General features: G+C 62.8%; 15 protein-coding genes. 8 read left to right on the forward strand and 7 right to left on the reverse strand.

Annotation, left to right across the window (positions count from 1 at the left end; genetic code table 11):
• The first annotated feature begins 142 nt into the window (after window positions 1-142).
• The 5 genes from EB815_RS14905 to EB815_RS14925 all read left to right on the forward strand — a co-directional run bounded on the left by EB815_RS14905 (window position 143) and on the right by EB815_RS14925 (window position 6,558).
• The gene (locus EB815_RS14905; RefSeq protein WP_244494056.1) at window positions 143-1,981 is read left to right on the forward strand and encodes an ABC transporter substrate-binding protein; all 1,839 of its coding nucleotides are present in this window, start codon (window positions 143-145) and stop codon (window positions 1,979-1,981) included.
• 101 nt (window positions 1,982-2,082) lie between these two features.
• Window positions 2,083-3,090, forward strand: coding sequence for an ABC transporter permease (locus EB815_RS14910; RefSeq protein WP_245303348.1), 1,008 nt, complete (start codon window positions 2,083-2,085; stop codon window positions 3,088-3,090).
• The gene (locus EB815_RS14915) at window positions 3,087-3,959 is read left to right on the forward strand and encodes an ABC transporter permease (RefSeq protein ID WP_056570727.1); all 873 of its coding nucleotides are present in this window, start codon (window positions 3,087-3,089) and stop codon (window positions 3,957-3,959) included. The genes EB815_RS14910 and EB815_RS14915 overlap by 4 nt, the downstream gene beginning before the upstream one ends.
• A gap of 19 nt (window positions 3,960-3,978) precedes the next feature.
• Complete coding sequence (locus tag EB815_RS14920) at window positions 3,979-5,649, forward strand: serine hydrolase domain-containing protein (RefSeq protein ID WP_065005241.1); 1,671 nt, start codon at window positions 3,979-3,981, stop codon at window positions 5,647-5,649.
• A gap of 111 nt (window positions 5,650-5,760) precedes the next feature.
• The gene (locus EB815_RS14925; RefSeq protein ID WP_065005242.1) at window positions 5,761-6,558 is read left to right on the forward strand and encodes a M55 family metallopeptidase; all 798 of its coding nucleotides are present in this window, start codon (window positions 5,761-5,763) and stop codon (window positions 6,556-6,558) included.
• A gap of 239 nt (window positions 6,559-6,797) precedes the next feature.
• Here the strand turns inward: EB815_RS14925 and EB815_RS14930 are convergent, their stop codons facing one another.
• The gene (locus tag EB815_RS14930; RefSeq protein ID WP_065005243.1) at window positions 6,798-8,057 is read right to left on the reverse strand and encodes an amino acid deaminase; all 1,260 of its coding nucleotides are present in this window, start codon (window positions 8,055-8,057) and stop codon (window positions 6,798-6,800) included.
• A gap of 151 nt (window positions 8,058-8,208) precedes the next feature.
• Here EB815_RS14930 and EB815_RS14935 point away from each other — a divergent pair, with 151 nt between their 5' ends.
• The gene (locus EB815_RS14935) at window positions 8,209-9,678 is read left to right on the forward strand and encodes a M81 family metallopeptidase (RefSeq protein WP_065005244.1); all 1,470 of its coding nucleotides are present in this window, start codon (window positions 8,209-8,211) and stop codon (window positions 9,676-9,678) included.
• On the opposite strand, the gene EB815_RS14940 is transcribed toward EB815_RS14935, so the two are convergent.
• From EB815_RS14940 to EB815_RS14965, 6 genes are all read right to left on the reverse strand, one after another.
• Window positions 9,675-10,685, reverse strand: coding sequence for an ABC transporter ATP-binding protein (locus EB815_RS14940; RefSeq protein ID WP_081294840.1), 1,011 nt, complete (start codon window positions 10,683-10,685; stop codon window positions 9,675-9,677). The genes EB815_RS14935 and EB815_RS14940 overlap by 4 nt on opposite strands.
• The gene (locus EB815_RS14945) at window positions 10,682-11,677 is read right to left on the reverse strand and encodes an ABC transporter ATP-binding protein (RefSeq protein WP_056570737.1); all 996 of its coding nucleotides are present in this window, start codon (window positions 11,675-11,677) and stop codon (window positions 10,682-10,684) included. Before EB815_RS14945 ends, EB815_RS14940 begins: the two co-directional genes overlap by 4 nt.
• Window positions 11,674-12,558, reverse strand: a complete 885-nt coding sequence (ddpC, locus tag EB815_RS14950; protein ID WP_056570738.1) for a D,D-dipeptide ABC transporter permease — start codon at window positions 12,556-12,558, stop codon at window positions 11,674-11,676. Before ddpC ends, EB815_RS14945 begins: the two co-directional genes overlap by 4 nt.
• Window positions 12,558-13,574 (reverse strand): ABC transporter permease, encoded by a 1,017-nt coding sequence (locus EB815_RS14955; RefSeq protein ID WP_056570740.1) that lies wholly within the window; start codon window positions 13,572-13,574, stop codon window positions 12,558-12,560. Before EB815_RS14955 ends, ddpC begins: the two co-directional genes overlap by 1 nt.
• A gap of 17 nt (window positions 13,575-13,591) precedes the next feature.
• Window positions 13,592-15,139: an ABC transporter substrate-binding protein gene (locus tag EB815_RS14960; RefSeq protein ID WP_056570742.1), complete on the reverse strand. Its 1,548-nt coding sequence runs from the start codon at window positions 15,137-15,139 to the stop codon at window positions 13,592-13,594.
• A gap of 127 nt (window positions 15,140-15,266) precedes the next feature.
• Complete coding sequence (locus EB815_RS14965; RefSeq protein ID WP_413814130.1) at window positions 15,267-15,953, reverse strand: helix-turn-helix domain-containing protein; 687 nt, start codon at window positions 15,951-15,953, stop codon at window positions 15,267-15,269.
• A gap of 156 nt (window positions 15,954-16,109) precedes the next feature.
• On the opposite strand from EB815_RS14965, the gene EB815_RS34255 reads away from it, so the two are divergent.
• Both EB815_RS34255 and EB815_RS14975 read left to right on the forward strand, forming a co-directional pair.
• Entirely contained in the window at window positions 16,110-16,229 is a 120-nt protein-coding gene (locus EB815_RS34255; protein WP_413814133.1) for a hypothetical protein, read from the forward strand.
• A gap of 67 nt (window positions 16,230-16,296) precedes the next feature.
• Complete coding sequence (locus EB815_RS14975; protein WP_245303361.1) at window positions 16,297-17,235, forward strand: D-cysteine desulfhydrase; 939 nt, start codon at window positions 16,297-16,299, stop codon at window positions 17,233-17,235.
• The last annotated feature ends 31 nt before the right edge of the window (window positions 17,236-17,266 follow it).

Below are 17,266 nucleotides of genomic sequence, written 5' to 3' on the forward strand. Positions count from 1 at the left end.
GCACGCAACGATAAAAAGACCTCGAGTCAATTGTGGGAACATACTCATGAAAATGAAACATGCCTTGGCATTAGCGTTCTGCATGGGCATAGGCGCTTTTGCGTCGCCCGCCGTGGCAGAAACCAAGAATCCCGGAACGTTTGTGTTTCTTTGGACCGACGATGTTCAGTCCTTTGATCCGGCCTACATTGCAAACACGCCGAGCTCCTACGGCGTGCTCAACGTCTACAGCCGCCTGTTGAATTACAACGGCTCCCAGATTTCCGAATTCGTGCCCTCATTGTCCTCGGAAGTGCCGAGCCTCGAAAACGGCCTGATCAAGCAGAACGCGGACGGTTCGGTCAGCTACACTTTCCCGATCCGGAAGGGCGTCCACGCCCACAAGGTCGGCATCAAGGGCGACGACGGCAAGATCACCTGGCAATACTATGACGGGCTGAGCGACGAGCAGAAGGCCAAGATCGAGCCCGGCTATGGCGAGATCACGGCCGAGGACGTGCGTTACTCGCTGCTGCGCGCCATCCTGATGGGCCAGTCTTGGATGTCCAACGCCATCACCGAGGTGGTGACGGCGAGCAAGTACACCGACGTCGCCAAATGGGTCGAAGCCGAAGGCAAGGTGTCGGACATCAAGGATGCCAGCCCCGAAGCGCTACGCAAGGTATATGACGAACTCGCGTCGCAGATCACCGTCGAGGGCGACAATGTCACGCTGAAGCTGCCGAAGTCCTTCCCCGCCACGCTTGGCGTCCTGGCGCTGCCGTTCGGTGCCTCGATCGTCGACAAGGAATGGGTCGCCTCCGTCGGGGGATGGGATGGCGACGGGAATACCTGGAAGAAGTACTACCGCCCAGAACTCGGTGACGATCCGCTGTTCGCCCAGGAAAACGGGACCGGGCCGTTCATGCTCGACGAATGGGATCGCACCGATCGCCGCATCACGCTGAAGCGTTTCGACAATTACTTCATGGGCAAGGCCTCGCTCGAGCGGGTGGTCATGCGCACGGTTCCGGAATGGACCACGCGTCGCCTGCAGTTGCTTTCCGGCGATGCCGACTTCGTGACGACGCCAGTCGAGTTCCTGGACGAGCTCAGCAAGACGGACGGTGTCAAGGTCGTCGACGGCCTGCCCAAGGTGTTCAGCCGCGGCCTCTATTTCGCATGGCCGCTGGATGATGCCGACAACCCCGCCATCGGCAGCGGCAAGCTGGACGGCAACGGCATCCCGCCGGACTTCTTCTCCGACATCGATGTTCGTCAGGGCTTCAACTACGCCCAAAATTACGATGCGCTGATAAAGCAGGCGCTGCTCGGCAAGACCGTGCAGGCGCGCGGTCCGACCGTTCGCGGCATCATGGGCTACCGCGCGGACTCGCCAATCTACAGCTACGATCCGAAAAAGGCCGCGGAGCACTTCAAGAAGGCCTTCGGCGGCAAGCTGTGGGACACCGGCTTCACCTTCACCGCCTATGTGCAGGAAGGAACGCCGCAAGGCACGGCCGCGCTTTCCGCGCTCCAGCAGGGACTGCAGCGGATCAACCCGAAGTTCAAGATGAAGATCCAGTCGCTGCCCTGGGCCTCCATTTCGGACAAGCTCAACAATCGTGAAAAGCCCGCCTCGCCGCTCACCTACATGGGCTGGGGACCGGACTATTCCGACCCGGGTGGTCCGCTGGGTGCCGCGACCTACTATCTGTCCCCGACCGGTCTTGTCGGCGGCATGCTCGGCCAGGGCTATCGTGACCTGATGAAGGAGAAGTTCAAGCCGCTTCTCGACCAGGCCTGGGCCTCGAGCGATCCCGCCGTGCGTGAGCCGATCTATGCCAAGCTGCAGGAAATGTCCTACGACTATGCCACCACGCAGTTCCTCTGGGAGGACTTCGGGTACATCGTCACCCGCAGCAACATCGACGGCTACGTGCACAACATGATCCTCTACGGCGCCTGGGATTTCTATCCCGTCACCAAGAAGGCCGACTAAAGAGCTTCGGGTTTCGCCGGGCGCCATCGTCGCCCGGCGAAACGGCTATTCCTCATGGTGCGGATGCTGATGTGCTGAACTACGCTTTGCGGCGGATCCTGATGTTGCCCGTCGTCCTCTTCGCCCTGTCGCTGATGCTTTTCGCGCTGCAGATGTCGCTGTCGCCGACACAGCGCCTGGCGGCGTACGCGCCGTCCCCGGACTTCCTCAAGGGCGGCCAGGACAGCATTCGCAGGATGATCGAGCAGTATGGGCTGAACGATCCCTTCTACATTCAATACGGGCGCTGGATCGGCAACATCCTGACCGGCAATCTGGGCTGGTCCGAGACCGCGCGCCAGCCTGTTGCCCACGCGCTGGCTTCCCTGCTGCCGGCGACGCTGGAACTGGTCCTGCTGGCGTTCATTCCCGGCTTTCTGCTCGCCATCTACCTGGGCTCGCGGGCCGGCATCCATCTCAACCGTTGGCCGGACCATGTGATCCGCATCTTCACCATCCTGGGCTGGTCATTCCCGGTCTATGTCTTCGGACTGCTGATGCTGCTGATCTTCTACTCCGCGCTCGACTGGTTCCCGCCCGGGCGTCTCAGCCAGTGGGCCCAGGCTGCCGTCACCGCGCCCGGCTTCACCCGCTACACCGGCGCGAACACGATCGACGCGCTGCTCAACGGCAATCTGCCAATTTTCTGGGATTCGCTCAGGCATCTCGCTGCCCCCGTCATCACGCTGACCTACGTCAATCTTGCCAACATGACGCGTGTCATGCGCACGTCGATGCTGGAAACGCTGCGCCAGGACTATGTCCGCACGGCACGCGCAAAGGGCATGCCCCGGCGCGTGGTGGAGCTGCACCATGCCAGGCGCAACGCGCTGCTCCCGGTCACGACGATCGCCGGAATGGAACTCGCCGCCATGATGGGTGGCGTCGTCATCACCGAAACCATCTTCGACTATGCGGGCCTCGGCCAGTTCGCGGCCAAGACGGCCGCCAACCTGGATTTTCCGGCCGTGCTGGGCTTCGGGCTCTACTTCGCGGTCGTCCTCGTGGTGCTGAACCTGGCCGTCGACATGATCTATCCGCTGCTCGATCCGAGGGTAAAGACGCGATGAGAGCGCTTGGCTATCTGAAGCGTAATCCGATCTCGCTGGTCGGGGTGCTGCTGTTGCTGGCATTCGTGCTGATCGCGATTTTCGCGCCGGTGCTCGCACCGCCGCAGGAATTCCAGATGTCGGTATACGACACGCCGAGAGCGGGCTTCCTGGCAACGCCGCAACCGCCGTCGCCCGAGGCGATCTTCGGAACGACCGAAGGCCAGTACGACATCTACTACGCCGTGATCTGGGGCACACGCACGGCATTCAAGATCGGCCTCGGCGTCGTCGCCATCTCGGTGCTGATCGGCACGATCATCGGGTCGCTCGCGGCCTTTTACGGCGGCATCGTGGACGAAGTGCTGATGCGTATCGTCGACGTCTTCATGGCGGTTCCCTTCCTCATCGCCGCCATGGTGCTGACCGCCCTGCTCGGCAAGGGGCTCGGGCCGATAACCGTCGCGCTGACGACTTTCGGATGGATGGGTTATGCGCGCGTGGTGCGCAGTGAGATCCTGCGGATCCGCGAGATGGATTTCGTGAATGCGGCGAGAAGCTACGGCGCCGGCGACTTCAGGCTGATCGTGTTCCACATCCTGCCCAACGCGTTCTTCCCTGTGCTGGTTCTGGCTACCATGGCCACGGGTTCGATGGTGCTGACCGCGTCCGCCCTGAGCTTCCTCGGAGTGGGCACGGAGGAAGGCTATGCCGATTGGGGGCAGTTCATCGCCTATGCGCGCAACTGGATCGTCGGCCAGCCCGGCAATCCGTTCCAGTACTGGTACACGCTCGCCTTCCCCGGAGCCGCGATCTTCCTGTTCGTGCTGGCGTGGAACCTCGTCGGCGACGCCCTGCGCGACATTCTCGATCCCCGCCATACAAACTGAAATCAGGGAGTATCCGCCCGTGTCTTCGCTTTCCCCCCACGCCATCGAGCTTCTTGAAGACCTTATCCGCCACGAGGTGGAGGACAAGGCCATCCCGTCGATCTCCTATGCCCTGGTCGACCGGGACGGTCTCATGACGCACGGCCACATACAGCGGCACGATCGCCACTTCGACATGAAGGATGACACCTGTTTCCGCATCGGCTCGATCACGAAGACCTTCACATCGGTTGCCATCATGCAACTCGTGGAGAAGGGACTGGTCGACCTCGATGTCGATGTCTCGGAGTATCTGCCCGGTTTTCACCCGGTCAATCCGTTCGCCGGACGTGAAAGCGGACCTCACGGCTCGCATGTCAGCCTGGGCAAGCTCATGAGCCACACCGCCGGGATCGTGCGCGAACCCAAGAGCGGACACTATCTGGATTCACACAAGCCGCCGCTGGCCGACACTGTCGCCGAACTCGCCACATCCACGTTGAAGCAGGATCCCAGCGCCGGCATCATGCATTATTCCAATGCCGGCATTGCCGTGGTCGGCATGGTGATCGAGCGGGTGACGCGAAAGAGCTACTCCGACTACATCACCGAGAACATCCTGAAGCCGCTGGGCATGAACGACACGTCGTCGGGCATGGCTCCCGGCATCCGTGAAAGGCTGGCGCCGGCCGACATGTGGACGCTGGACGGGGACAGCCCCGCGCCGGTGTTCAATCTGGGCGGATCGCCCGCCGGCAACATCTTCTCCACCACTTCCGACATGGCCAACTATACGCGGTGCCTGCTGCGGGGCGGCTTCGCGCCCAACGGCGATTCCATCGTCAGCCCGGCATCGCTGCGCAAGATGTGGACCCCGATCGGCAAACGCCCCGAAGGTCACAACAAGGACCTCAACGGGTATGGGCTGTGCTTCGGCGTCGGCGACATGGACGGGTGGACCTCCGTCGGCCATGGCGGCGCGGTCTATGGCTATGCGTCGCAGATGATGCTCCTGCCGAGGGCCGGCTTCGGCGTCCTGATCTTCGCCACGCTTGATTTCGCCAACCAGATAGCCTCCCGGCTCGCGGGCGATGGCCTGCGCATCGCCCTTGCCGACAGCGGCATGGGACGCATGCCGCTTCGCAGCCAGACCCCGCCGCCCATCACCGAAGACCAATTTGCAAGCCTGCCCGGGCTCTATCGTCATGAGGTGGGCGGCGAGGTCGTCGAGGTGAAGAACAAGGATGGCAAGCTCTATCTGATGGGGGAGGGCGTGCCGCTGCAGATCCGCCCGGTCTCGGGCAACGACTTCGTCATCGACGGACGCATCTACGGTCGCGGCGCCGACTACGCGCATATGAACCTCTCCTTCTCCAAGGCAAACCAGCTGACCTGGAAAGGGGCGAACTGGTCGCGTGTCGATAGTCTGCCTGTCGAGAAGGTGCCGCCGGAGATCGCGCCGCACCTGGGCGAGTACGGGCCGGATTTCAACATCACCTATCTGACCTACAGCCACGGCCAGCTGAGATGCCTGATCGAGTATTTCTGCACCCATACCTGCGAGCCGGTGGATGCCGGCCGGTTCCGCATGCACGGTCTGCTCTACGAGGAGGAGATTCTCGAGCTGGACGCCGTCGACGACAATGGACGCCGCGGCATTCGCGTCGGCCCCATGTTCCTGGAGCGACGGCGGGCCGAAATGGCAGCCTGAAGACGCCCGGTCCGGGCAGCCATCGCCGCGCGGGCCACCTCCACCGCACGAGCCCGGACGCCATTGAAGGCGCGTGCGCGGTGACCTTCTCTGAAATCGAAAGGCAAGCACATGAAAGTCTTTATCAGCGCCGACATCGAAGGCACGGCGGGCATCACCAACTGGGACGAGGCGCGCAAGGGCAATCCCGACTATGCCGAATTCCGGGAATACATGACCGACGAACTGGTCGCAGCCTGCGAAGGCGCCAAGGCGGCGGGTGCGACCGAAATCGTCGTCAAGGACGCCCATTCGACGGCGCGCAACCTCATCCTGTCCAAGCTTCCAGCCTATGTCCGCATCGTGCGCGGCTGGAGCGGCCATCCGGATGCGATGATGTTCGGCATCGACGACACCTTCGATGCCGCTCTCTATACCGGCTACCACAACAAGGCCGGCACCGACACGAATCCGCTGGCCCACACGTTGACCGGCACCGTGTCCAGGATGCTGATCAACGGGGAGGTGGCATCCGAATACACGCTGAACGCGCACTGCGCCGCCCGTTACGGCGTGCCTTCGGTCTTTCTGTCTGGCGATGCCGGCATGTGCGGCGAGGCGAGGGCGCTGGTGCCCGAGATCGCAACCGTTGCAACCAGCGAAGGCTTCGGGCCGGCGACGTCTTCCCTCTCGCCTCAAGGCTCGGTCAAGGCCATACGCGAGACCGTGGAGGCCTCGCTTTCGCGCGATCTGTCGAAATGCCTGCCGAAGCTGGCCGACCGGTTCGAGCTCATCGTCGAATACACCACGCCTATCGAGGCCTACAGGGGAAGCTGGTATCCGGGCATCGAACATCCCGCCGCGCGCACGCTTCGCTTCGAGGCAGACAATTTCTTCGACATCCAGCGCGCGATACGGTTTGTCGTATGAGTTAGAGCAATTCCAGGAAAAGTATGAGCGGTTTTCCGTCCGGAATTGCCTCAAAAACAAAGAGCTAGAGTGTTTCGCCGTTTCTGTGAAACGGCGAAGCGCCCTAGCCCGCCAGTGTGTGATCGACTTGTTTCCGGCGCGGCCCGTTCGATGGTCGACGGGCTGTCGCGACATGTCGTCGGAGTAGGGTGAAGTCGTTTCGACGGCGCGATGATCGCGGTGCCAACGCTGGCTTCCGGTCAGAAATATGTCTTGAGCGCGCCGACGATCTCATAGGCGTCGTCGACCAGGAAGAGTATCTGCCATTTGTCGAAGGTTGTGCAGGGATGCGACACGCCCAGTCCGATGCGATCGCCGACTTTTACCGAAACCGTCGCCGCAACGCGCATGTAGGCGTGCTGGTCGTTGCTGGCGAAGATCTCGCAGCCCGCCAGCGTTTCGGGCGAACCGCCATCGCGCGAAATGAGCAGCGGCACCGGCAGTCCGGAGTCGGTTCCGAAATCCCGCTTGCCGGCGGTCAGGATGGCCAGCCCCGGTTCAGGACAGGACTGGACATGGGTCCATACTTCCAGCGCGTTGACCAGGCCTTCATTCTCGCCGGTCGCGGCGAGGATGCGCTTCTGCTCGGCCTGGTAGATGCCGCTGTCATGGCTGACATAGCAGCCGCTGCGCGTTATCACCTGCGCGCCGCTGCCGGACAGGCGATCGAGCACGATGTCGTAGAACGACGAACCGCCGGCCGTCACGATCGGTGGCGCGCGCTCGAACAGGTTTTCGCCGGCGCATGCTTCGTAGAGCGCGCCGATCTCGTCGACGAAATCCGCAACCGCCCGTGCCGGACCACCGTCCTTCGGCTTGATCAGTCCCTCGAAAGCCTCGACGCCGCAGAGCCGCAGTTGCGGCGCCGCATGCGCGGCACGCGCGACCTCGAGCGCCGTGTCGTTGTTGCGGCAACCGGTCCGGCCGCCCGGATAGCCGCGCTCGACCAAAACCTGGATCGGCCGCGAGGCCGGTCCGGCGCGTCCGACCGCCTCGCTCGCCAGGCGCACGGCATCGAGGCTGTCGATCAGCATGTAGAAGTCGAGGCCGGCCGAAGCGTTCAATTCGGCGACCAGAGCGTCCAGTTCCAGCCGTCCGACCAGCTGGTTGGCGAGCACGATGCGATCGATGCCGAACCGACGGCAAACTTTCATCTGGTGCAGTGTGGCGACGGTCACGCCCCAGGCGCCGTCGCGCAATTGCCTCTGCATGATCTGAGGGCACATCGTCGTCTTGACATGTGGCGCGATGACCGCGTTGCGCTTCGCGAGGAAACGCTGCATCCAACGCGAATTGTGGTCGAGCGCGGACTCCCTGATGACCGCTGCCGGCAGCGGCACATCACCGCGCAGGAGGTTCCAGCTCATCGAGCCGACATCATGAAGGCGGACCGCGACGCCAGGCGGAATGGCCTTGGTGGTTTCGTCCAGCACCAGGTCGTCGAGCGGGTGAAGATGCATGTGAATTTCCGATTCTGTGCCACCCGCCAGAGGCCGCGTGAATGCGGCTTGGCGCAGCTCTTACATGGTCCAGGTGCTTGCGGAAATTATATAATAGTTTGATGATGAGAAAAGATTTTTCTTAAACGAAAGACGAGTTGAGGGCGAAAGAATGCGCATTTTCATAGCGGGCATGGACACCGAGACCAACACGTTCGCGCCTATCCCGACCGGCTACCACAGTTTCGAGGAAATGGGCATCGCGCGGGGCGACGCCACCTCGAAGGCATTGAACGAGCCGTCCTGCCAGCTGTTCGTGTGGCGTCAGCGCGGCGAAGCCGACGGCCACGAGATCGTGGAAAGCCTGTGCGTTTGCGCGGAGCCCGGAGGCATAACCATCCGCAATGTCTACGAGCAGTTCCGCGACGAGATCCTCGACGAGCTCAAGGCCGCCATGCCGGTGGACTGCGTGCTTCTGGCGCTGCATGGCGCTTTCGTCGCGGAAGGCTATGACGATACCGAGGGTGATCTTCTCGCGCATGTCAGAGCTGTCGTCGGTCCCGACATCCCGATCGGGGCGGAGCTCGATCTGCACTGCCACACAACCCAGAAGATGGTCGACAACGCCACCGCTATCGTCGCCTACAAGGAATATCCGCACACCGACATCATGGACCGTGCCGGCGAGCTCTACCGCATTATCGTCGACACGGTGGAGGGCAAGGTCAGGCCGGTGATGGCGCTTTACGACTGCCGCATGATCAGCACCTTCCGCGTGCAGGAGCAGCCGATGCGCGGCTTCGTTGATGGCATGACTGCCGCCGAAGCCGAGCCTGGCATACTGTCAGTCTCGCTTGGGCATGGCTTTCCGCATGGCGACGTCGAGGATGTCGGAGCCCGCATGCTGGTCGTCACCGACGATGACAAGCCGCTTGCCGAGCGGACCGCCGAAAGGTTCGGCAAGCAGCTTTTCGCATTGCGCAACGACCTGATTCCGAAATTCCTGGGCATCGACGAGGCGCTCGACATGGCGCTCGCCGAGCCGCATGGGCCGGTCGTCATCGCTGATGTTTCGGACAATGCCGGCGGCGGCGCACCGGGGGACTCCACCTACATCCTGCGCCGGCTGATCGAGCGCGGCATCGGGAACGTGGCCAGCGCCATGTACTGGGATCCGATCGCCTATCGCTTCTGCGTCGAGGCCGGGATCGGCGGTACCATAAACCTGCGGGTCGGCGGCAAGTGCGGCGTGTTCTCGGGTATGCCTGTCGACCTGCGCGTTACGGTAAAAGGCCTCGGCCGCGAACTGACGCAGCTGTTCGGCACCATGCCGTGGCCACTCGGGGATGCGGCGTGGGTCACCACCGACGGCGGCATCGACCTGATCATCAACACGGTACGCACGCAGGTCTTCCATCCCGACTGCATGACTGCGCTCGGCCTCGATCCAAGCGAGCGACGCATCGTCATCGTCAAATCCAATTACCATTTCCAGGCTGGTTTCGCGCCGATCGCCAAGCGCATCCTGTTCTGCGCCCCGCCCGGTGCGACGCAGCCCAACTTCGCCGCGATCCCCTACACAAAGCTCAAGACGCCCTATTGGCCGAAAGTGGAAAACCCATTCGCGGCCGACGCGGCTTAAGCAATCGCATCATTCGGGGAGGAAAGCACCGGCCGCGGCGCCGTGCGTGGCAACGCGGTGTCGTTTGCGCGCGTGACCAGATGACAGCGGACTGTGCGCGATCCGTCGGCGGGTACCAGAACCTGTGGCAGTTCGCAGCCGGCCGTCGCGGAAGGGCAGCGCTCCCGGAAGAAGCAGCCGGTCGGCAGCGTCCGGTTGCTCGGCAATTCGCCGGCGCGCGGCGCGATCGAGTTCAGTGGACGATCGAAACTCGGAACGGCATCGAGGAGCGTCCTGGTATAGGGATGCCTGGGAGCGTCAAGCACGTCGAGTGTCGGGCCTTCTTCGACGATCTGGCCGAGATACATGACGGCGACACGATCGGCCACGTGGCGCACCAGCGACACGTCATGCGAGATGAGCACATAGGATAGTTTGCGCTCCGCCTGCAGCGACAGCAGCAGGTTGACGATCTGCGCCTGCACCGACACGTCCAGCGCCGAGGTCGGCTCATCGAGGACCAGCAGCGCAGGTTCGACGGCGAGCGCCCTGGCAATCGCGATGCGCTGGCGCTGGCCGCCCGAGAACTCGTGCGGATAGCGATCGACATGCTCCGGCCGCAAGCCGACCGAGACGGCCAGTTCGGTTGCGCGCTCGATCAGTTGCTTGCGGGTGTAGCCGCCGCGAATGTGCAGAGGTTCGGTGATCAGGCGCCAGACCGGAAGCCGCGGATCGAGCGACGATTGGGGGTCCTGGAAGATGATCTGCAACTGGGTGCGCCGTGCGCGGTCCCGTTCAGTTCCCCTGAGTTTGATCGCACCGGCGGAAATGCCGGTCAGGCCGAGGATCGCCTGTCCAAGCGTGGTTTTTCCGCAGCCGGATTCCCCGACAATGCCGATCGTCTCGCCTTCGGCGACGCTGAACGACACTCCGTTGACGGCATGGACGTCGGCGCCACCGAACCAGCCCGAGGTGACGCGGTAGCGGACTTCCAGGTCTTCGACGGAAAGGAGGGGAAGCTCGGTCACGCGGCTTGCGTCTCCTCGATACGGCGCCAGCAGGCGGCACGGCGGGTAGGCTCCATGGCAGCCAGCGGCGGCACCGAGCCGCAACGATCATCCGCCTCGCGGCAGCGGGCCCGAAAGAGGCAGCCGGCAGGCGGGTCAAGCAGGTCGGGCAAGGTACCGGGGATCTGTTCCAGCGGCTGCTTGGGTGGTGCCAGCCCCGGCAGACAGCGTATCAAGGCGCGCGTGTAGGGATGGGCTGGCGCCGCCAGCACCGACGCGGTCGTTCCGGCTTCCGCGACCCGTCCCGCATAAAGCACGTAGAGCCGGTCGCAAAGCTGCGACACCACGGCCATGTCATGCGATATGAAAACGACGGCCGTTCCCGTGCTCATCGCCTTGTGCTTGATGAGGCCCAGGATCAGCGCCTGCACAGTCACATCGAGTGCCGTCGTCGGCTCGTCGGCGATGATGAGCCTGGGTTCGCAGGAAAAGGCCATGGCAATCAGCACGCGCTGCCGCATGCCTCCGGAAAGCTCGAACGGATAGGCCTGCATGATCCGCTGCGGCTCGCTGATCAGCATGTCGCGCAGCAGGCCCGAGGCCTTGCTCGTCGCTGCCGCGTTGTCGAGACGCTGGTGGCGGCGGATGACCTCGACGATCTGCTCGCCGATCCGTCGGGTCGGGTTTAGGGCGTTCATCGGTTCCTGGAAGATGGTCGACACCTGCCGCCCGCGCACATGCTGGAGTTCGCGCTCGCTGAGCTTCATCGGATCGCTGCCGAACAGACGGATGCCGCCGCCGGTAATGTGCGCGCTCCCCTTGGGCAAAAGCCGCGTCGCCGCCATCATGGTCACCGATTTGCCGCACCCGGATTCCCCCACGATGCCGACGATCTCGCCGGCACGGACATTGAGGCTGACCCCATTCAGCGCCTTGATCGGCCCGCGATAGGTGCGGAACTCGAGCGAAAGGTCGGTGATTTCGAGCAGGACATCGCCAGACGGTTCGGTCATCGGCCACCCAGCCTCGGATCGAGCATGTCGCGCAATCCGTCACCAAGCAGGTTGAAACCCATCGCGCTGATCAGAATGGCCAGGCCGGGAAAGGTGACATACCACCACTGGTCGAGGAAATAATTGCGGCCGCTCGACACCATGGAACCCCACTCGGACGTTGGCGGCTGGGCGCCGAGGCCGATGAAGCTCAAGGCCGCGGCCGTCAGGATGGTGCCGCCGAGATCCAGTGTCGCCTGAACGATGATGGGTGACAGGGCGTTGGGCAGTATGTGCCAGCGCAGCATATAGGCAGGCGAAGCCCCGAAGCTGCGCGATGCCTTCACATAGGTGCGGTTGCGCAGCGACAGCGTCTGCCCACGCGCCAGCCGCACATAGGCGGGCACCCGCACCACGGCGACGGCCAGCATGGCGTTGAACAGGCTCGGTCCCAACGCGGCGGCCAGCGCCATGGCGAGGATGAGTGCCGGCAGCGCCAGGAAGACATCCATCAGCCGCATGATCGCGGTATCGACGATGCCGCCGACAACGCCGGACAGGCAGCCGATGATCGAGCCGATGACGGTCGAGATGATGACGATGGCAAAGGCGATGCCGCAGGACGCGCGCGCGCCGAAGAGCACCCGCGAAAACAGATCGCGCCCAACCTCATCGGTGCCGAAGAGGTGCTGCAGGCTGGGCGCCGCAAGCCTGGCTGAAAGCGAGATCTTGTCGGGTGGGTAGGGCGCCAGCAGGGGCGCGGCCATGATCACAAACAGAACCAGCAGCGCGATCGCGGCGCCGACCAGGGTGAGGGGGCTTCCCTTCACGCGATACCACAACCGTCCCATGCGAAGCCGCGATGCCGGCCGGGGCGAGGTGGCGATGCCATCCGCCGCCATCAGCCGAGTTCCCTGATCTGTGGGTCGAGCACCATATAGGTCAGATCGACCGCGAGATTGATCAGCACGTACCCCAGCGAAGCGACAATGGTGAAGCCCATGACCGCGGGAAAATCCAGCGTCTGGATCGATGACACCACATAACTCCCCATGCCTGGCCACGCGAAGATCGTTTCGGTCAGCACCGCGCCGTAGAGCAGATCACCGAAGGCGAGGCCGAGCAGCGTCACCGACGGGATCAGGGCATTGGGCAAGGCGTGCCGCAGGATGACCGCCGACCGCGACAAACCATTCGCACGCGCGGTGCGGACATAATCCTCCTGCAGGACGTCCAGCATCGAGGCCCGGATCTGGCGCGTGATGATGCCGAGATTGGCGAAGGCGAGGACAAAGGCCGGCAGGACGAGGTGATAGAGCGACGACCAGAAGGCTTTCAGGTCGCCGGCGACAAGCGAGTCGACCAGGAAGAAGCCGGTGATGCGCGGCGGCGCGGCGATGCCAAGCGTGATGCGGCCGCTGCCCGGCAGGATCGGTATCTTGACATAGAACAGGAGGATGAGCGCCAGTCCGAACCAGAATACCGGCATTGAAATGCCGGCGACCGATACGACACGGGCTGCCTGGTCGACCGGTCCATCCTTGTAGATTGCCGAAAGCACGCCGAGCGGCACGCCAATCATGATCGCCATCACCAGCGCGGCGATGCCGAGCTCAAGCGTGGCGGGCAGGAACAGGGCAATATCGCCGGCCACCGGGCGCCGCGTCCGCAAGGACTGGCCGAGATCGCCCGACAGGAGTTGCTTGACGTAGATGACAAACTGCTGGGTAACGGGTTTGTCCAAGCCAAGCTCCTGGCGCACATGCGCCAATGTCTGGGCTGAAGCCTTGTCCCCGGCGATCAGCTGCGCCGGATCGCCGGGGATCAAATGCGAAATCGTGAAGGTGATGATCGCGACACCAGCCACGACGAACACCAGCAGCACGAGGCGCCGAAGGATCGTTGAAATTAGCGACATACCCTCGGCGCCGATTTCTATTCGGACTTGGACATATCGGCGATGTTGTAGACCTGGATCAGCATCGGATTGTAAACGTACCCTTTCACCGAGGATCGCATGGCGAAGATGTCGTTCTTCTGGAACAGAAGGACGTATGGCGCATCCTCGTTGGTGATTTTCTGCGCATCGATATAGAGCTGCTCACGCTTCTTCTGGTCGACGGTCGCGAGCGCCTGGGTGATCAAATCGGTCACTTTCGGGTTTTCATAGAAGGCCCGGTTGCCCGGCGCGCCCATCTTGGTCGGGTCGAACCAGATGTTCATGAACATGAACGGATCGGCGAAATCGGGCGTCCAGGCGCCGGTCGCTATGTCGTAGTCGCCCTTGGCGACCAGCTCGCGCTTTGTCGTGTCGGCGACATTCTTCATGTCCATCGTGACGCCGATTTCGGCGAGCGAAGCCTGCAGCGCAAGTCCAACCGGCTCCCAGGCGGAGTCAGCCTGCGAATAGGTGAAGCTGATGTGCAGATTGGAAACACCGGCGTCGGCAAGCAATTGCTTGGCCTTCTCCAGATCGTAGCTGTACTGCATGCCCTGCGGGTCATGGCCCCACATGCCGTCCGGGACAGCCCCGCGCATCTGTTCGGCCTGGCCCTGCATGACGCCATCGACTAGCCCCTTGTAGTCGGCCGCATAGGATATGGCCTGACGGACCTTCGGATTGTCGAAGGGGGCCTTCTTGTTGTTCAGATAGAGATAGATGACATAGAGGCTGGGATTGCTCTCGATGACCACCCCCGCGCTCGATTTCATGGCCTCGGCCTGGTCGACCGGAACCTGGTCGATCAGGTCGGCGTCTCCGTTCTCCAGTTGCAGGCGACGCGACGACATCTCGCGTACGATCTTGAAGATGACCTGCTTGAAAGCCGGCTTCTTGCCGGCATAGTGGGGATTGGGATCGAGCGTGATCTGCTGGTTGCGCTCCCAGGCCGAGATCTTGAAAGCGCCGCTGCCGGCGGTGTGCTCGGCGAGCCAGGCTTTCGCGTCGTCGCCGTTGACCGCGTGCTCTTGCGCCTTCGGATTGATGATCGACCCGGCCGACGTGGCGAGCGCCGACAGGAACGGTGCGAATGGCGCCGATAATTCGAACTTCACGGTCCGCGGGTCGACAATGACGACGTCCTTGACGGTCGGGAACATGTCGCCAGGGCCAGCCGCCAGCTTCTTCACGCGGTCGAATGAATATTTGACCGCGGCGGCATCGACCGGCGAACCATCGTCGAACATGTGTCCCGACGCCAGCTTGAATGTCCAGCTGAGGTTGTCGGGCGCCGTGGTCCAGCTCTCGGCAAGCTCCGGAATGACCTCGGTCTTGGCGCCGTCATATTTCACCAGACGCTCGTAGGCCGGAAAGATCAGCGTATAGCCGTTGTTGGAGACCTCGACGCCGGGGTCGGCCGTGGGCGGATCCTCGGCCTTGTCGATAACCAGGACATCCTTGTCGGTGGCCCAGCTCGGTCCCGCGAAAGTCAAGGCTGTCAAAGCGGCAAATGCCGCAAAAGTCGGCAGGCGACGTAACAACATGATGCGCTCCCCTCGAGCTTGTGTTTTGCATCTCTCACGGGATCACCGAGGGATGCCTTTCGCACACGCTAACACCCGCATTTCGGATGGCAAGCCGATTTTTCTGATAGGAAAGAGATTTTTCTAATTAGCCAAGTGTCATTTCCGCGTCGACAGTCTCGCGCTCGTCATGAGGGCGCACGCCCCTGGCGCCGCTGATGAGGGTCTGCTCCGACTGGCCGGATGCCGACGTGCACACGCACAGGATCCGGGCCGGAGTGTCGCCGACGCTGACATAGGCGTGGCCCATTGTGCTTTCGAAGTAGACCGACTCTCCTGTCTTCAGCCTCAGCGTTTCGTAGACGTCGGTATGCAGCTCGACTTCGCCCTCGAGAACATAGGTGAACTCCTGGCCGGGATGACGGATAAGCTCGCCGAACGTTTCTATGCTTTGCTGGGTGACTGCCCCCAGCATGGGAATCATTTCCTTGCGCGACAGCTCCGTGCACAGAAAGCGATAGACGTAGTTGGGGGTCTCGACGATCCGTCCGTCCTCAAGCCGGGAGACGGCACGCGCGCCGTGCGCGATGGGAGAGACGCTGGCCTTTCTCACGCCGAAAAGCTCGGTTATGTCGACCTTGAGCCCTTGGGCAAGCTGCAGTAGCTTGTCGTAGGTCAGCGACATCTGGTTGTTCTCGACCTTCGACAGGGTGGAGATGGCGAGCCCCGACATCTGGGCGACCTGCGTCAGTGTCCAGCCCCGCTCCCGGCGCAGCAGTTTGAGGCATTCTCCCAGACTTGGCTTCGAATCGCTCATGGCGGACCCTTTTTGCATTGGCCGCAGTCTAGGGTTGAGACCGAACAAAGTCGACTCGCAAGCGACGGCGCCTTTATCATAGGAAAGATGTTTGACCGATCGGAAATATTCTGCTTGGCTGCCGGCACTTGCGCGAGGGAGGCCATGCAGCACGTTCTTATCATCGGCGGCGGCATGGCCGGCGCTTCGGCGGCGTTCTTTCTTGCGCCCGGTCGACAGGTGACCGTGCTTGAAGCCGAAGCCCATTGTCGCCGGCCCGCTTCATGCACCACGACCAACCTGAATGACTGTTGAGGCGCCCATGTTGCCGGATACGATCCCTCGATCACGCTTCTGTCACACGCCCACGCCGCTTGAGCCGATGACCGCGCTGTCGCGCCACCTTGGCGGACCCAACCTCTTCGTCAAGCGCGACGACTGCACGGGTATGGCGCTCGGCGGCAACAAGACGCGCAAGCTCGAATTTCTCGTTGCCGAGGCCATGGCTTCTGGTGCCGACACACTGGTGACGGCCGGCGGCGTACAGTCAAACCATTGCCGTCAGACCGCGGCGGTCGCGGCGCGACACGGATTGCGCTGCGAACTGGTTTTGTCGCGCAACGTCGCGCGCAACACGCCGGGCTACGACCGCACCGGAAATGTTCTGCTCGACCGGATGTTCGGGGCCGAACTGCACTTCGTCTCCGGTGATACAATCCCCGCGATCGAACTTGAACGTCTTGCCGAGGACATCCGTGAGCGCGGCGGAAGGCCTTATGTCATGCCCATCGGCGGCTCGACCGCGACCGGAGCGCTTGGCTATGTCGGCTGCGCCGAGGAGCTTGTTCGACAAGGCAGCGACAGCAGCTTGACGGTCGACGCGATCGTCCACTGTACCGGAAGCGGTGCCACGCAAGCCGGCCTTCTCGTTGGCCTCGCTGTCCTGGGGCATCAGACGCCCGTGGTCGGCATCAGCTCGGCCGAACCGAGCGATGTGATCGAAGCGCGCGTGCACGAATTGTGCGGCGAGACGATCACCAAGCTCGGAGCTTCCGTCGTGATAAAGCGAGAGCAGGTGGACGTTCTCGGCGGGTATGTGGGACCAGGCTATGGGCTGCCGACCGAAGCCATGCGCGAAGCCATCGACCTGTGCGCAAGGCTGGAGGCGTTGCTCCTCGATCCGGTCTACACCGGCAAGGCCATGGCCGGCCTGATCGATCTCGTGAGAACGGGACGCTTCCGTGCCGGTCAGAACGTGGTCTTCGTTCATACGGGTGGCGTACCCGGCCTGTTTGCCTACGAAGATGTGCTGAGCCCATGACCGGCCGGGAGTTCGTTGCCTCGCCCGGCGG

The sequence above is a fragment of the Mesorhizobium loti genome, assembly GCF_013170705.1.
In the GTDB taxonomy this organism is placed as follows: domain Bacteria; phylum Pseudomonadota; class Alphaproteobacteria; order Rhizobiales; family Rhizobiaceae; genus Mesorhizobium; species Mesorhizobium loti_D.

Excerpts from the sequence above, each read along its gene's own strand:
- EB815_RS14910 (WP_245303348.1), top strand. The coding sequence starts at position 2,083 with ATGTTGCCCGTCGTCCTCTTCGCCCTGTCGCTGATGCTTTTCGCGCTG.
- EB815_RS14915 (WP_056570727.1), top strand. The coding sequence starts at position 3,087 with ATGAGAGCGCTTGGCTATCTGAAGCGTAATCCGATCTCGCTGGTCGGG.
- EB815_RS14925 (WP_065005242.1), top strand. The coding sequence starts at position 5,761 with ATGAAAGTCTTTATCAGCGCCGACATCGAAGGCACGGCGGGCATCACC.
- EB815_RS14930 (WP_065005243.1), bottom strand. The coding sequence starts at position 8,057 with ATGCATCTTCACCCGCTCGACGACCTGGTGCTGGACGAAACCACCAAG.
- EB815_RS14935 (WP_065005244.1), top strand. The coding sequence starts at position 8,209 with ATGCGCATTTTCATAGCGGGCATGGACACCGAGACCAACACGTTCGCG.
- EB815_RS14945 (WP_056570737.1), bottom strand. The coding sequence starts at position 11,677 with ATGACCGAACCGTCTGGCGATGTCCTGCTCGAAATCACCGACCTTTCG.
- ddpC (WP_056570738.1), bottom strand. The coding sequence starts at position 12,558 with ATGGCGGCGGATGGCATCGCCACCTCGCCCCGGCCGGCATCGCGGCTT.
- EB815_RS14955 (WP_056570740.1), bottom strand. The coding sequence starts at position 13,574 with ATGTCGCTAATTTCAACGATCCTTCGGCGCCTCGTGCTGCTGGTGTTC.
- EB815_RS14960 (WP_056570742.1), bottom strand. The coding sequence starts at position 15,139 with ATGTTGTTACGTCGCCTGCCGACTTTTGCGGCATTTGCCGCTTTGACA.
- EB815_RS14965 (WP_413814130.1), bottom strand. The coding sequence starts at position 15,953 with ATGCAAAAAGGGTCCGCCATGAGCGATTCGAAGCCAAGTCTGGGAGAA.
- EB815_RS34255 (WP_413814133.1), top strand. The coding sequence starts at position 16,110 with ATGGCCGGCGCTTCGGCGGCGTTCTTTCTTGCGCCCGGTCGACAGGTG.
- EB815_RS14975 (WP_245303361.1), top strand. The coding sequence starts at position 16,297 with ATGACCGCGCTGTCGCGCCACCTTGGCGGACCCAACCTCTTCGTCAAG.